The following is a 14,216-nucleotide window of genomic DNA, read 5'->3' as shown; positions in this document are numbered from 1 at the left end:
GGCGAGCCTCAAACGAACGGTGCCCCCAACACAAGGCCCACATGACCCGCTATGAAGTGACGCATGGAACACCTCTGGTGGGATCTCGGACTCTGCACCGCTGGCACCGACGTGGAAGTAGAGCTGCGCGGCGTCGAAGCCTTCGTCCGCCTCCTCGACGCCGACAACTATAAGGACTACCTGGATGACGACGAGTACACCTACTACGGCGGTGTCTGGCAGACCAGCCCGGTCGTCCTCGAAGTGCCTTACGACGGCCACTGGTACCTCGTCGTCGATGGCTATGAAGGGCGGATCAAGGTCCGTCAGGTCACCACGATCCCCGGCTGACTAGAACGGATTTTCCGTACGGCGCGCGCGGGTACACCGCTATCGGGATGGGCTGCGCCCCGGTGCTCGATCACCTGGCCCAGACAACGAAAACATTGCCATTGTCGACGTGCCTTCGCCGGCAGCCGGATGCTACAGAAGGACGGCCGCTTCGAGCGGCACCCTGTGGACCGGTTGGGGCATCGGCCAGGCGTTGGCTAATCTATAGATCCCGCAACGTGATCCTGACCAGCAACAATATACATGTGACTTAGCACAGATTTGGCGCAGCACATTTTGAACCTGCCTGCTGAGTCTCGATGGCACCGCGCCCCAGAAGTTCTTCACCGACACTGATCACCGCCACGGATTTTCAGCTTTCTATACTTGTATCGTCCTCAAATCCTCTTGTCTACGCGCTATTCCAGGTTTCGGACTCGGCCAAACAGTCTCGCTCAGCAACCAATTCAGCTAAACCTTTCGCAGCATCGAGGCTCCCATCTTTTGCGGCCTTATTCCACAACTCCTCAGCTTCAGTCTTGTCACCGCGCCGGTAAGCCAAAACGCCGAGATTGAATCCAGCTTCCCTGGAGCCTGCCTCAATGGCTTTGCGCAACCAAAACTCAGCTTCTTCCATCGCGCCACGAATGGCAAGGAGGCCACCTAGTGATAGCATGCCGTTTATCATAGCCTCCTCATCATTTCCCTCCGCCGCCTTCCTGCACCAGATCTCCGCCTCTCCGTATTCTCCTCGCTGGATCAGCAAAACACCCAAGTTCTGCATAGATTTTTCAACCCCGCCGGCGGCCGATTCACGCCATAATTCCTCAGCACTATCCTTATCGCCACCCTGATCAGCGATTAGGCCGATTTCATACATGGCTTCCCGCGAACCGACTTCGGCAGCTTTACTCCACCAATACTCAGCTTGGATATTTTCGCCACGCTCAAAGAGCAAGACCCCGAGATCGTACATAGCTTCTCGATATCCGGCCTCGGCCGCTATGGCGTACCAGTACAAGGATTCATCAATCTTCCCACGCTGGAAAAGTACGCTGCCTAGGCTATACATCGGATTTCGATAATTTGCTACCTTGTCTTTGCGCCACTTTTCCACGGATTTAGGATCCTGACCATTTTTGATGAATAGGTCAGCGAGCTGCAAGAAAGACTCAATCATGGAGGGGCCGAGGTCACTCTTAACAACCTTGCGAAGCCAGAATTCAGACTCGGCATATTCGCCGCGCACAAGAAGGAGCTCGCCAAGGTAGTGCATAGCTGTTTCATTCCCTGCATTAGCAGCTTCACCCCACCATTTTTCGGCCTGCTCTACATCACCCCTCTGGTTTGAAAGTTCCGCTAGATGGTTCATCGCGTGAGTATCGCCAATACCAGCACCCTTATGGAACGCCTGGCTAGCTGCCTCGCTGTTCTTTGACTGTTGCGCAGCGAGTCCGATGTAGACTGCTTCAGATTCCTCACACAGCGCAAGGACGACGTCCCATACTTTCCCGACAACTTCACACCTAGCTATTGGACTCTCGGCGTCATCAACACTATCAACCAAATAGTCGGCTGCCAGGAAAGTGTCGTCGGGCTGGGGCTGCAGACACGAGTTGGCACCGAGCACGATTTTAGTCGACCACTTAAGCCCCTCCCGGAAACTTGGAATATCAGCTCGCTGGCGCCATCCCGAACCGAGGTAGTGGACGTGTAGTTCCCTCAAAACGGTAGACGGAACAGGCTTGTGGTAGCCAGCACGCCGACAGTCGACGGCAGCGCTGATCACGGCTTGACCGACTTGAAAGAGTGCGCCATCGCCGGTTGACCATCGGCCAAGCATAGCGCGTCCTGCTACAAGATACTCAGCAAAACCGTCGTCGGATTTCAGAGCAGCCTGAACGCGATGATCAGGAATCTTTTTTGCCTTGGCTCGTTCATTCTCGCTAAGGTGCCGATCAATACGTATTCGCCACCTACCTCGAATACCCTGGATCAGCTCTACCGCATCGTACACCAAAGCATTTTCAGTGACCGATCTATCAATGTATGCATCGTTATAATGAGCAAGAACATCGTCACGCATCGTTGCAACAATGGAAGCCCCGACCCCTTGAGCAGAAAGGCGATGCAGTAGCGCTACATCAAGTCCGCCCGGCGCAAGGAATCGCTCCAGGTCGTCTAGCCACACAACCGATGTTGATAAATCAATTCCAGAATCGACCAAATTTCGCAGCGCTACTCCGTCACGCGGCACTACCAGATCATGGTGTGGCCGGAGACGATGGATGGCTTCTGCTGCTACTCTAGTCTTTCCAGACGCTGCGCGGCCATGCAGCAATACAATTCCCCCTTGCGCAATAGACCATTCCAAGTCTTGATCTCGGTCGCGCTCAACGAATGATGGAAGATCGGCGTCTGTTTCGGTATCCATCGCGGGCTTAACCCGGAGGTCGAGAAGCTTCACATCGCAAACCTTCGGAAATCGCCCATCGATCAAAAAAAGGGCGTGGTCTACCAGCTCATTTCCCGTCGCGTGGAGAACGGGAAAGTCGGACTTCTCGCTTCGGCGCAACCATCGCCATGCGCCAGCGCCGACTGGGCCAGCTAAACTTCCGATCGCGGCGAGCCAGCTTGCGGCCTCAAGTACATTGCGGACAGGACTGCTATCCGCTAAGAACCAACCTGGCCTACTCACTAGGAAACCCGAAATCGCAGCTGTCGCGATGCCAGCTAGCAGCAATATTCGGCGCCACGGTACGTACATGCTCAGATTGTCCCGCAGAAGTACGCTCGCGGGGGCAGTTCTGCGAAATTATCGATGCGATCTCGACCTGGAAAGTGCTTCCGGAGGGGGCGACTCTTACAGTATCGGCCGGGCCGTTGCTTAGCCTACCTCGTTCGGTGCCCGACAAGCGAGATACTTGCTCAAGGCACGACACGCCACCCATCCCATGGGCGGGAGCCGTTCCTTCCCTGAAGGCAGTCCAATCGGCGGTCGAGTTGACCACGCGCTGAAGGATCTGTTCCGGCTATCTGGGCCGCCGTGGTGGTCATGCGGAGCTCTCGAATACCGCGGAGGACTTCGAAGCCTTCCCAGGTGGTGACGTCGTAGCCGTAGGTGCGGCAGTAGTCGGTCCACTGTTCGGTGGTGAGCCAGCCGGTGGTGACGTGGGCGATGGCGGTGGAGACGAGGTCCCATTCCGGTGGGCCGTAGGAGCAGCGCTCGAAGTCCATCAGGACCGGGCCGGTTGTGGTTGCGGCGACGTTGCCGCGCCAGGCATCGCCATGGACCAGGCGCCACGGGATACCTGCGGGCAACTCTCGGTAGGCATCTTGGAGTTCGGCCAGACGCTTGCGCAGCCAGTCCCGGTCCTGGGGTTCGAGCCAGGCGGCGCCGTCGATGCGTTCGGCCACGCGTACGAATGGCGCCAGTTCCGGCAGCTCCATCCCGTCCGGCGGGTCGAGGCTGTGGAGTTCGCGCAGCAGCCCGGCTACGTCCGTCGTACTGCCTTGCTCGTGCGGCGGGAGCTCGTGCCAGAACGTCACCGCCCGCTCTCCCACCACAACCGGCTTGTCCTGCACTTCCCACGGGCGCACCGCTGGAACCTGGGTGCCGGCCAGCCATCGAGTCACCCGTAGTTCCTTAGCCGCCGCGGAGACCTGGCCGGGCTGGGAGATGCGAGCGACCACGCCACCGGGCAGTCGGTAGAGATCGTTCTCCCCTGCCCTGATGAGCTCTGCGGCCGTGTGGTCCAAGCCGACCTGCTCGCACGCCCGACGAAGCACGGCAGCGGTCTCGGTGCTCATACGGTCGCGACCGCCGCCTCGATCCGGCCGCGCAACGCGGTGACCTCTCCGATGTCCTGGTGAGCACGCGCGTACCCGCTCAGCGCCCGGAGGTCGTCGGCGGCCCGGTGGGACTTCAGCGGGGTAGCCGCTTCCAATGCCCCGCCTCCAACGGTGGCCGCTTCGAGCGGGTCGCCGGTGACCATGACGAGGGAAGCGAGCTTGGTCTGACTGATCGCGCGTGAACGGGCCGCGCCTTCTCCGTGTCGCCGGACTGCCGTCTCCAGCCGAGTAGTTGCGTCAGTGACGAAACGTCCCTGGATGGCCAGCTCCCACAAAGCGTGTCCCGTATCCCCCGCGTGTTGGGCTCCGTCGTAGTACGCCATCCACGGCGGATCGTTCGACGGTTCGGCGCGGGCGAATGCGTCGTCCGCGTTGCCGACCGCCATCACCGTGTCCTGCGAGCGGCGAAGCTTGCCGAGTGCTCGGGCACGGGCGGTGTGCAACATCGCCTGCTCGGTGCCTGTGAGCCGGTCGGACCGGACCAAAGCCATCTCCGCGAAGGTCAGGCCCGAGTCCGGATCGCCGCACCAGATCGCTTGTCGGGCCATTGACGAGAGGATCTTGGCTCGCAGGGGCCAGTCACCTGCCTCTTCCGCACATGAGAGCGCGAACCGGAACATCCGGCGCGCATCGTCATGGGCGTAGGCGTCGAACGCCATGAACCCGGTGACGTGCCCGAGATAGCCCACCGCGGACAACAGCTCGCCCCGCGTCCGCTCGGAACCTCGGGCGTTGAGCAGCTGCACCGCGAACCGCAGTTGTGCCATCACCGCTTCACGGACGAATCCACCGCCGTAGCGGGCATCCCAGGTGCCGAAGGTCTGCGCTGCCGCCCGCACCTCGGCGACCTCTGCCGTCCCCACCACCGACGGAACCGGAGTCGGCTCGCTGAAGGCGAACATGTCAATGACGTGCGCACCGCCGACCGCCGCGCCGACTCCGACGGTCCGCAAGAACGTCTGCCGGTTCACGCCCGCTTCTCGGGGAGGCTCCCGCCGGGGGCGACGGAATCCCAACTCGCTGTCGGTCTCAACACCCAGCACGGCGCGCAGCGCGGCCCGGCGATTCTCGTCTTGCGGCCAGCGGATCTTGCCCTGTTCCAGCTTGCCGATGTAGTTGGCGTCGATCTCCGCGACGTTCGTGGCGCCGATGTTCTCGTAGATCCACGCGTTGACGAGCTCGGCGAGTTCTTGGCGCGTCAACGATTCTCCGGACGCGTTCGGCGACTGGACGCGCTCCCGAGCGCGACGCAGCGGTTCATTGGCCTCGGGCATGGCCGACCCCTCATCCACGGTTGGAGGCTCGCACCTCCAAACAGTAACCGCGATCACCAAGCCCGAACCTCCCTCAATCCTCCCCGGGCGCTCCCCTTGACAGCCCGGTTATCCGACGTCCCGGACCGCGCACCTTCAGAGCCACTGTGGACACAGCGCGAGCAGTGACGCCGCGTCGTGCGGCTCTCGCCCGATGCAGGGGAGGTAGTCGGTCCATGTCATTCGAAGAACACCGGTCCACCGACGCGAGACCGGAGAACACGTTTCAGCCGGTCAGCTACAGGTTCCGGTATCTGCGCGGAGTCGTCGGCGAGTCCCAGCGAGTCGTCCACCTTGCCGTGTTCGCCGATCAGGACTCGGTCTGGTCGTTGTGCCACCGGGAGTTCGTGCTCGGCGACGTCGAGCAGGTCGAGCGCTGCGGGATGCCGTGCCTTCCTTGCACGGGACGTGCTGCCACAGCGGCAGCGGGCCTCTCCCCCGCGCTCCAATCGGGAGTGCTCCCCGTTGAGGGGAGCGATCCGCGATGACGGCCGCCGTCGTGCTGCTGCTCTTGCTGGCAATCGGGCTCGGAACGCTCGCGTGGCCTCCCGAAGCCCCTCAGAAACCGGCCTCTTCGCGGCGCGGAGTCCGCTGATGGACACCCCGCTGATCTGGATCGCGAGCACCGCGGAATCGGAATGGCACGCCGCCGCCCGTTGGGAGTGGCACGGCGCCAAGCCGATAGCCGTGTGCGGCCACATCGTGCCGGGAAAGGTACACGGCCGCCGCAGTGTCCTGCCCCCGTTAGAGGTGGGGCGCGAGTCGTGCGCTGCGTGCCTCGCGGCGCTGGAAGTCGAATTCGGACGCCTCGGCTCCCGACTCTCACCATCACCAGAGCCCGAGGTCACAGCGGAGATCGAGCCTCCGGACGCGGCGACCGCGCGCAACGTTGAGCTGAACCGGGCACTCCGCTTGGACCCGTCCTGGCCAGCAACCGACTTCGACGCTTCGGACCACCGCAGCAGACCTCAGCAAGAGCATCGGTTAGCTGCCTGAGCACTTCCCCCCAGCTGAGAGCACGGCCTACCACAGCCGCCTCAGCATCCCGAACGCCGGTCGGCGGTGCAGGCCCCGATACCGCACCGCCGACCGGTTTCCACCCACCCACCCGGTCCGGGCGCCGCATAGGCAGCCGCCCGGACTCCCCGTAGCCTGAAGCGAGCCGAAGAGGAGCAGCGCTTGATGGAGAACGCGACGTTCACGCCGCAGACCACCCGCCAAGTCCTGGAGACCGCCAGCGAAGCGGCCGGAGTCGACCCGCGCGGCGCTGAGCTGGTCCGTATGGGCGAGAACGCCATGTTCCGGCTCGCCGCTGCTCCGATCATCGCCAGGGTCGGCCGCTCCGTCCCCGCCGGCCACAAGGAAACACGGATCGCGAGTTGGCTCGCCTCCCACCAGTTCCCCGCCGTCCGACTCGCCCCGGTCGATCGCGAGTTCGTCCCCGTCGGCGACTTGGTGGTGACCTTCTGGGAGTTCATAGAGGAGAGCGAGCAGCCGATCAGCTCCGGCGAGCTGGGCGACGTGCTGCGGCGGCTGCACTCCATCCCCGAGCCCTCGGACCTCTCGCTGCCGTTCTTCGAGCCCATGCCGAAGGTGGAGAGCCGACTCCAGAACATCGGCTCATCCCTGCCCGAGGACGACCGGGCCTTCCTCAGCAACCGCAAGAAGGAACTCGGCGAGCAGTTCGCCGACCTGACCTTCGAACTCGGCTTCGGCCCGGTCCACGGCGACTACCACAAGGGCAACCTCATGCGGGACCAAGACAGCACCGTCCGGGTCATCGACCTCGAAGACTTCTGCTGGGGACCGCGCGAATGGGACGTCTGCGTCGAAGCCGTCCGCTACCAAGCCATGGGCTGGGTCAGCGACCAGGATTACGCCGCCTACACCAACACCTATGGCTTCGATCCACTGCAATGGACCGGATATCCCGTAATCCGAGCCATCCGCGAACTCAACATGACAACCTGGCTCACCCAGCAGCTAGGGCAGTCCCATGCAGTCGATGACGAGATCTACAGGCGTATCGCAGACCTGCAAAACGGTGCCCTTCCGCGCCGATGGACCACCTTCTAAGGGCTCCGAACGGGCTAGCTTGGACAATCAGGCCCAGCAGGGGCTGGCACCGAGGAACCCCACGATGCATGTCGGTGTGCGTTCCCATCGAGCGTCTAGAATCCGAAACTAAAGCATAAGCAAGGTTTGTTCGACGACCTGCGTCGCTGATTGCTGTTCCACCTAACGAACAGCCGGATGACCCAGATTTCAGGCGCAACGGTAGATGTCGTAAACGTATCATCGGTCGGCGACGAGCAGATCGAACTGGTGGGGCGGCCTTCTCACTCACGACGCTTAGCTCCTCGCCGGCGGCCCGCAGAGAGGCCAGAGCAATCTACGGAGCGCCGTCAAGGTACTCCAGTCACAGCCCTCATGCAGTGCGAACGCAAAAAACTGGGCGTCGTGATCACAACTACAGTAGCATGAGATGAGACGGATCACCCTCAAGATAGGAGAGCCCCACATGAAAGACCCTCGCAGTCGGGTTCGAACAACGCGAGATCATAGCAACCCTTTAGTATTCTAAATTTCGCGCGCGATAATCTTAACAGGAGCGCAGTTTATTGTCTTCATATCCTACACGGTTGAATCGCAATGCGAACAATCAAGCCGCAAGCTGGTTCATGGACCTAAAGGCCACTGGTCGAATTGACCTGAACCCGCCCTATCAACGCCGAAGCGTATGGAATACGGCCTATCAGCAGTTCTTTATTGACTCCATTATTCGAAACTATCCGGCACCTAGCATCTTTTTGCAAGTTGAACGATCCCCAGGCGAGTTGACAATGTATCGCGTCATCGACGGAAAACAGCGACTCACTGCCCTCTTTGATTTCCAGAAAGATCTTTTCCCTACATCAGAAAGCCTTGAGGACCTAGGATTTGCCAATATGTACTACTCAGAGCTACCTGAAGAAACCAAGGTGGCCATACTTGAATATGTATTTACCGTCGAAACATTGAAGACCACGTCGCCAGCAGAATTGAATGAGGCATTCGATCGCCTAAACAGGAATGTTGCACGCCTTAACAAACAGGAACTTCGGCATGCGAAGTACGACGGTGCTTTCGTCAAAAAGGTAGAGGGTCTTGCCGAGCACCGATTTTGGACCGAGGTGGGCCTATCCACCCCAGCTCGAATAAGGAGAATGCTTGACGTTGAGCAAGTATCCGAGCTTTATATCATTTCCATGGATGGCACCCAAGAAGGGAAAGACTATATAGATAGCTATTATGCTTCGAATGATGCGGAGATCAAAAATGAGGAGTTGACAGAAGAACGTTTTCACTCCGTACAGGATTTCGTCCACAAGCTAAATGCCTTTTACCCACTCAAGGGAACTCGCTTTACAAATGTCGCTGATTTCTATTCACTTTGGGCGGCGGCGACAGATCTATTTGTCCGCGAGGGACTGCCAAAACCACAATCTGCAGCCCAGCGTCTAGCTACTTTCACAGATGAAATCGAGGAGGCGAAAACGGATCGCGCCCGCAATTATCACCTAGCCGCCGTGCAGGGGTCAAATAAGAAGCCTAATCGCGACCTGCGCGCTAAAGCGCTGGCTATGGTTCTTCGTGGGGAATAATGTACGCTCCCGTACCGGCCGAATTTCGTGGCCACTTTGATTGGATAGAATCGGACCTCGACCATGGTCGCCAATACATACAAGCACGACTTACCAGCGAACTTAGCTCCTCCCGCCCAGTAGCTATTCAAGCACGGGTTAAGAATTGTCAGTCTGCCCACGAAAAGATCCAAAAGGGAGACTACCCGTGCCTGTCAGACGTCGAGGACCTGATCGCAGCACGTATCGTCGTCCTGCACCCGGCTGACGTCCGAAACGCGACAGAAATTGTCAAGAAAATATTTCCCGTAGTAGAGGAGCGGAATATTGGTGCGGAGAAGCCTACAGACTTTCGCTACAAGCAACCTCACCTAATAGTTCGTATACCCGATGAATACTGCGATCGACATCCGGAGCTGTCTGCTTACAAGGCAGAGATCCAACTAACTACCTACATCCAACATGCACTCCAGGAATCGGTTCACGACATAACATACAAAGGAGAATACTTCTCCTGGCTTGAGAATCGGATGGATGCCCGTCTTCGCGGCCTCCTCGAAGTTGTCGACGACATGCTAGAGAATGTGTCCACAATTGCCAAGATTGCGGATGAGCCTGCCTACGCTCTCTATGACAAGAGGAATGAGGTTATCGACGCATGCCTGCAAATTTGGGACAGAAGCACACTGCCTCCAGACCTTCGCAGGATGGCTACAACGATTGAATCACTACTGACCCAGTCAAAAACAGAGATTTCCGAACTTATCGAGATGACATCCCGACACTCCGACCTAGTCTCAGCAAGATCACTAAGTGCCGTCGATAAGGTTCTCGGAATTATCCTACGCGAGAAATCCGATCAATTAACGCGAGGCTTGAAACGCCAAAAGGTATACATATCCAACGAGTTGGCTGGACTTGTGGACGAATGCGAAAATATCCCCAAAGATAAGCGCATGCATCTACAATAAGACCCTTGCGTGATTCCTGGATGGCGAAGTCACGTCAACTCCTTGATTCTACTTGTGACGTAATCTTCGAACTCTGTTACGGTAAACGTGTCGGACTGCTGATGTAGGCGATTGCGAAACTCATTGAGATACGAGTGGACTCGATAGGATTTCAGGCCGGCGGCGGTGTCGACGACTTCGCGCGCGACCACCACCGCCTGCTCAAGCTCGTTGGCCTGAAGGTACGACGTGGCCAGGACGGTGCGGCAGAAAGAAAGGCTGCGGACGTAGAGGCTTTCGGAGGACTCGATGGACTTCACCGCGTGTTCGGTGGCTAGGTCGGGTTTGTCGAGGTCTCGGAAGCAGTGGGCGAGCTCGGCGTTCATCTCCGCGAGGTCGAAGTAGCGAATCCAGTCCGGGTCGTCTTCGGGGTTGCTGGCGCTGAGGGACTTCTCGGCTTCCAGCATCGCCGTGGTGGCTTCCTGCTCGTTGCCCTGGGAGGAGAGGGCACGGGCCTCCATCGAGTGGAACAGCGCCATCGCTGTCGGAGTCGCCTGCCCACGTGCTCCCTGCGACGCTGCGCGGGCCAGGTGGACGGCCTGCTCGTAGTAGCCGAGGAAGTTCGCCTGGTGGCTCATGCCCGCGAGGATTCGGCCGGCCAGCGCCCGGTCCCCTGCCGCTCGCGCAAGGCGGAACGCGTGGTGCAGGTAGCGCTGAGCGAGAGCGTGTTGGCCGGTGTCGTAGCAGGTCCAACCGGCCAACCGGGTCAGCGCGGCGACCTCCTGGAAATACCTGCGGCCCAGCTCGGTGTCCGGCGTGACGTGCGGCAGCAGCGGGAGCACTTCGCTTTCGAGGTACTGCGCTACCAACGGCTTCGGCCGACCGCCGCCGTAGCGGTAGTCGTAGCCCGCGAACATCGCGGTCGCGTCGTGCACCGCTTGGACGTCGAACTCGCTGATCGGACGCGGCTCCACCGGCCGCGAGCGCTCGCCGTCGCTGCCGAACATCCACTTGACCAGCAGCGAACTCCACGCCGCCGGAACGACCAGCAGTTTGTCCGACTGTCCGGACGAGCGCAGCTCAAACGAAGCGAGCTGCGTCAGCGACGTGATCGAGTCGCTGATGGTCTCCGGGTATTCGAGCGTGCCGTCCACGTTCTCGGCGGACACCTCGCCGTAGCCGACGTCGTCCATCGTGACCGGGCGGCCGAGCACGTGGGTGAGCACCTTGACCAGGACGTGGCAGGTACGGGCCTTCGGGCGCCTGGTCGCGCCGCTGAGCCACTTCTCGACGTTGGTATGGGACGGGGCGATCGGTTCGGAACCGTCGAGCTTGCTCAAGTCGCTCATGCGCTTGGCCAGGCCCTTGTTCGCCAGGCCCGCTTCGCTCATCAGCGCAGCTAGACGCCGGTTCGGTTCCTGCTCAGTCATGATCCCGTGCCTCCGCCGAGTAGTAAAACATGCGGGGCCGACCTATCGGGGGCACACGCGGTTCGTCGCGTGTGCCCCCTCTCTGTGCCAATGCGCCCGCACGTGTGCGCTGCCGTAACAGCGCCCGACGACGGACTCTTGAGTCATGGCAACGGAAACGGAAACCGGGAGCGATCAGAAGCCCCGCCACTCCGCGACCACCACGACGAGAGGTGACAGCAATGGCAAAGCAGACGTTCCCCATGCCCGGCTCGAATGGCGGCGGAGTACTGCCGAAGGTGCTCGGCGCCCTGATGGGGTTGGCGGTCCTGACGCTGGTGGTGCAGGACCCGGTGAGCGCCGCGAACCTGGCGACCCAGCTAGCGGGGTTCCTCGGGTCCGTGGTGACCGGGATGGCGACGTTCTTGCAGAACGTCCTGAGCTAACTCAGCCGGTTTTCCAGGTGCTCGACCCGCTTCCGCAGCGCGCGCAGCTCGGCGCGGAGCGCCTGGACGTCGTCGGCACCAGCGTCCGGAGTGGACGACTCACCGCCGCGCAAGACCTTCTGCAAGTGGTCCTCCGGCCAGCCGAGGGCCTTCGAGATGCGGCTCAGCGTCCGCGGGTTACGCCGGCGGGTGCTCAGCACGTGCACGAGTTCGCGCACCGTCGTCAGCGAGACCTCGGCCTGCGCGGCGAGATCGGTCATCGTCGTGCCTCGTTCGTCCAGCCGCTCGCCGATGGCTTGGCCGACCGCACGCCAGTCCTCGTTCAAGGGGCCTCCTGCCCGTCGTGACCTGCGGCAAGCCTAGCTGAGCCGATCACTTCACTGCCAAATCACTGGTGAACCCGTTGACAAACTACTATCAATTCACTACCAATATGAGCGTGAAACGACACCATGGAGGCGTCATGCACGAGCTTGACCTCGACGTTCCGAGCGCTGCCGATCTGGCTTCGATCGAAGCCGCGTTGCCCGAGTGGGACCGGCTTCTGGTGCGGGACCACTGGGAATCCGTGATCGCCGAAGAGTTGGGAGCGCCGCAGCGCCCCGCATTGCCGTGCGGACATTCGGACGTCAGCTCCGGTGACCGGGTGCGAGCACGTCGCCACCTGCGGCGGATGGACAACACCGCGCTCCGACGCATCACCGCCACGGTCGAGGACCCGACCGCCCTCGGGGAGGCCGCGTGAGCAGCGGCAACCGAGCGGCCGTCCTGCGCGACGCCTGCACCTTCAGCTAGCGGTGCCCCCGGCCCGGCCGATCCCGCCAAGAACCGCCGGGCCGGGGCTCCCGACCAATCCCTGATCAACCAGGAGGAATCCGATGCTAGTGCGCCTGTTCAGGTTCGTGAGCCCGTCCGTGCGGGTGGCGTTCCGGGTGCTGCGAGTGGTGGCTTTGCCGATCACCCTGCTGATCGCGTTGTCGCTGGCCTCCGGGCTGGTGCGCACTGCCGCGCTGTTCGCGTTCGCCGTGGTGGCACTGCTGCGCGGCGCCATCCTCGCCGTTGACTACCTGGCCGAGCGCGTCCCCGCGCCCCGACTGGGCTGGGAGGTGGCCCGATGACCGCCGTGAAGAGCGCGTATCCCGTGCCGATCGACGACCTGATCCCGCAAGCCCGTCAGCTGGTCGTCGACCTCGGTGAGCTGCCGTCACGAAACCGGCTGATGTCGGAACTTCGGATCGGGGCGAAGAAGGCCAACACGGTCCTAGAGCTGCTCGGAAAGCCCGCTGCGACGGACGACGAGACGGGCCCTGTCCGGCTGCACCTGGTCGCCGGGACCGAACCGGATAGCTCCGGCCAGGAGCCCTCTCAGCAGTTCCCGGAAGGCGACGAAGAGCAGCCGAGCCCAGAACCGGAACCCACTGAGTCCGGGTCCGCCAGAAGTGTCGAGCCAGAACGATCGAGCGCTCATGCGGAAGCCGGACCGGTCGAGTCGGAGCAGGTGGACAAGATCGCGAGCCCGGAGCCGCCGACCGTCGCCAGGCCGGTTCCGCGTTGGCCGGTGTTGTTGCTGGCGTTGCCCGCGTTCGTGGCGATCTGGTCCGGCTGGGTCGGCCTGGGCGGACTCACCGGGTTCGGCATCGTGCACCCGCTTCCGGGCATCTGGTCCGGGTTCGAACTCAACACCGCGATCACGCTCCCGATCGGTGTCGAGACCTACGCCGCCTACGCACTCCGTGTCTGGCTCTCCGGCCGCGTCCCGCAGCGGGCTCGCCGGTTCGCCCGGATCTCGGCGCTGGGCTCGCTCGGGCTCGGTGCGCTCGGCCAGGTCGCTTACCACCTGATGACCGCTGCGGGCATGACCTCAGCTCCCTGGTGGATCACCACGCTGGTCGCCTGCCTGCCCGTCGCCGTGCTCGGCATGGGCGCCGCCCTCACCCACCTGCTGCACACCGACCCCACGGAGGTGAACCGATGAACCACCACGACGAGCACCACGACCAGGCCGAGCAGCAGACCGCCCGAGTCTTGCACCTGCACTCCGAAAGGGTCGAAGCTCCCAATTCCGGGCAGGCCAAGCCGGGAGCGCCGGACCCGGAGGTGATCGAGGGCGAGATCGTCGAGCCGGAGTCCGTCGACCAGCCCGAGGCAAGATCCGAAACCGGGTCGCCGCTGGTGCGGCCGGAGAAGCGGCTGCCGATCCTGCCCGCCTGGGCCAAGGACCCGCAGGAGTTCCGCGCCACCGCGAGGTGGGCGCTCGGCTACTCCGGACACACCGCCGGGTTCCACGCGGTTCGCTGCCCGCTCTACCTCGGGC

General features: G+C 61.6%; 13 protein-coding genes. 8 read left to right on the top strand and 5 right to left on the bottom strand.

Features of this window, described 5'->3' with window-relative positions; genetic code table 11:
• Positions 1 to 63 precede the first annotated feature (63 nt).
• Entirely contained in the window at positions 64 to 330 is a 267-nt protein-coding gene (locus OOZ19_RS01075; protein WP_266087183.1) for a DUF1883 domain-containing protein, read from the top strand.
• Between the two features lie 391 nt (positions 331 to 721).
• Here OOZ19_RS01075 and OOZ19_RS01070 read toward each other — a convergent pair whose 3' ends face one another.
• The 3 genes from OOZ19_RS01070 to OOZ19_RS01060 form a co-directional block, all read right to left on the bottom strand.
• Positions 722 to 2,776, bottom strand: coding sequence for a tetratricopeptide repeat protein (locus OOZ19_RS01070; RefSeq protein ID WP_266087181.1), 2,055 nt, complete (start codon positions 2,774 to 2,776; stop codon positions 722 to 724).
• A gap of 461 nt (positions 2,777 to 3,237) precedes the next feature.
• A complete protein-coding gene (locus OOZ19_RS01065) occupies positions 3,238 to 4,119 on the bottom strand; it encodes a phosphotransferase enzyme family protein (RefSeq protein ID WP_266087179.1) in 882 nt (293 codons plus the stop codon).
• Entirely contained in the window at positions 4,116 to 5,453 is a 1,338-nt protein-coding gene (locus OOZ19_RS01060; protein WP_266087178.1) for an NsdA family TPR-like regulatory protein, read from the bottom strand. The genes OOZ19_RS01065 and OOZ19_RS01060 overlap by 4 nt, the downstream gene beginning before the upstream one ends.
• Before the next feature lie 1,203 nt (positions 5,454 to 6,656).
• On the opposite strand from OOZ19_RS01060, the gene OOZ19_RS01055 reads away from it, so the two are divergent.
• The 3 genes from OOZ19_RS01055 to OOZ19_RS30060 all read left to right on the top strand — a co-directional run bounded on the left by OOZ19_RS01055 (position 6,657) and on the right by OOZ19_RS30060 (position 10,068).
• Complete coding sequence (locus tag OOZ19_RS01055) at positions 6,657 to 7,550, top strand: phosphotransferase enzyme family protein (protein ID WP_266087176.1); 894 nt, start codon at positions 6,657 to 6,659, stop codon at positions 7,548 to 7,550.
• Positions 7,551 to 8,116: 566 nt separating this feature from the next.
• Entirely contained in the window at positions 8,117 to 9,118 is a 1,002-nt protein-coding gene (locus OOZ19_RS01050; RefSeq protein WP_266087174.1) for a DUF262 domain-containing protein, read from the top strand.
• Entirely contained in the window at positions 9,118 to 10,068 is a 951-nt protein-coding gene (locus tag OOZ19_RS30060) for a RelA/SpoT domain-containing protein (protein WP_416309374.1), read from the top strand. Before OOZ19_RS01050 ends, OOZ19_RS30060 begins: the two co-directional genes overlap by 1 nt.
• 29 nt (positions 10,069 to 10,097) lie before the next feature.
• On the opposite strand, the gene OOZ19_RS01045 is transcribed toward OOZ19_RS30060, so the two are convergent.
• On the bottom strand, positions 10,098 to 11,477 hold the full coding sequence (locus tag OOZ19_RS01045; protein ID WP_266087172.1) for an NsdA family TPR-like regulatory protein: 1,380 nt from the start codon (positions 11,475 to 11,477) through the stop codon (positions 10,098 to 10,100).
• Between the two features lie 221 nt (positions 11,478 to 11,698).
• On the opposite strand from OOZ19_RS01045, the gene OOZ19_RS01040 reads away from it, so the two are divergent.
• Entirely contained in the window at positions 11,699 to 11,902 is a 204-nt protein-coding gene (locus tag OOZ19_RS01040) for a hypothetical protein (RefSeq protein WP_266087170.1), read from the top strand.
• Here OOZ19_RS01040 and OOZ19_RS01035 read toward each other — a convergent pair.
• The gene (locus tag OOZ19_RS01035) at positions 11,899 to 12,228 is read right to left on the bottom strand and encodes a helix-turn-helix domain-containing protein (RefSeq protein WP_266087168.1); all 330 of its coding nucleotides are present in this window, start codon (positions 12,226 to 12,228) and stop codon (positions 11,899 to 11,901) included. The two genes, OOZ19_RS01040 and OOZ19_RS01035, sit on opposite strands and share 4 nt — an antisense overlap.
• Before the next feature lie 137 nt (positions 12,229 to 12,365).
• Here OOZ19_RS01035 and OOZ19_RS01030 point away from each other — a divergent pair, with 137 nt between their 5' ends.
• The 3 genes from OOZ19_RS01030 (at position 12,366) to OOZ19_RS01020 (ending at position 13,877) form a co-directional block, all read left to right on the top strand.
• Positions 12,366 to 12,647, top strand: coding sequence for a hypothetical protein (locus OOZ19_RS01030; protein WP_266087166.1), 282 nt, complete (start codon positions 12,366 to 12,368; stop codon positions 12,645 to 12,647).
• A 133-nt stretch (positions 12,648 to 12,780) separates the two neighbouring features.
• The gene (locus tag OOZ19_RS01025) at positions 12,781 to 13,020 is read left to right on the top strand and encodes a hypothetical protein (RefSeq protein WP_266087164.1); all 240 of its coding nucleotides are present in this window, start codon (positions 12,781 to 12,783) and stop codon (positions 13,018 to 13,020) included.
• Positions 13,017 to 13,877 (top strand): ABC transporter permease, encoded by an 861-nt coding sequence (locus OOZ19_RS01020; RefSeq protein ID WP_266087162.1) that lies wholly within the window; start codon positions 13,017 to 13,019, stop codon positions 13,875 to 13,877. Before OOZ19_RS01025 ends, OOZ19_RS01020 begins: the two co-directional genes overlap by 4 nt.
• The last annotated feature ends 339 nt before the right edge of the window (positions 13,878 to 14,216 follow it).

The sequence above is a fragment of the Saccharopolyspora sp. NFXS83 genome (assembly GCF_026241095.1).
Classification (GTDB): Bacteria; Actinomycetota; Actinomycetes; order Mycobacteriales; family Pseudonocardiaceae; genus Saccharopolyspora_C.
Note: the sequence above shows the minus strand (reverse complement) of the source record. Positions and strands in the feature narration are given on the sequence as shown.

Bases quoted from the DNA above. Each gene is read 5' to 3' on its own strand.
- OOZ19_RS01065 (WP_266087179.1), bottom strand. From the start codon at position 4,119: ATGAGCACCGAGACCGCTGCCGTGCTTCGTCGGGCGTGCGAGCAGGTC.
- OOZ19_RS01025 (WP_266087164.1), top strand. From the start codon at position 12,781: ATGCTAGTGCGCCTGTTCAGGTTCGTGAGCCCGTCCGTGCGGGTGGCG.
- OOZ19_RS01040 (WP_266087170.1), top strand. From the start codon at position 11,699: ATGGCAAAGCAGACGTTCCCCATGCCCGGCTCGAATGGCGGCGGAGTA.
- OOZ19_RS01030 (WP_266087166.1), top strand. From the start codon at position 12,366: ATGCACGAGCTTGACCTCGACGTTCCGAGCGCTGCCGATCTGGCTTCG.
- OOZ19_RS30060 (WP_416309374.1), top strand. From the start codon at position 9,118: ATGTACGCTCCCGTACCGGCCGAATTTCGTGGCCACTTTGATTGGATA.
- OOZ19_RS01045 (WP_266087172.1), bottom strand. From the start codon at position 11,477: ATGACTGAGCAGGAACCGAACCGGCGTCTAGCTGCGCTGATGAGCGAA.
- OOZ19_RS01075 (WP_266087183.1), top strand. From the start codon at position 64: ATGGAACACCTCTGGTGGGATCTCGGACTCTGCACCGCTGGCACCGAC.
- OOZ19_RS01020 (WP_266087162.1), top strand. From the start codon at position 13,017: ATGACCGCCGTGAAGAGCGCGTATCCCGTGCCGATCGACGACCTGATC.
- OOZ19_RS01055 (WP_266087176.1), top strand. From the start codon at position 6,657: ATGGAGAACGCGACGTTCACGCCGCAGACCACCCGCCAAGTCCTGGAG.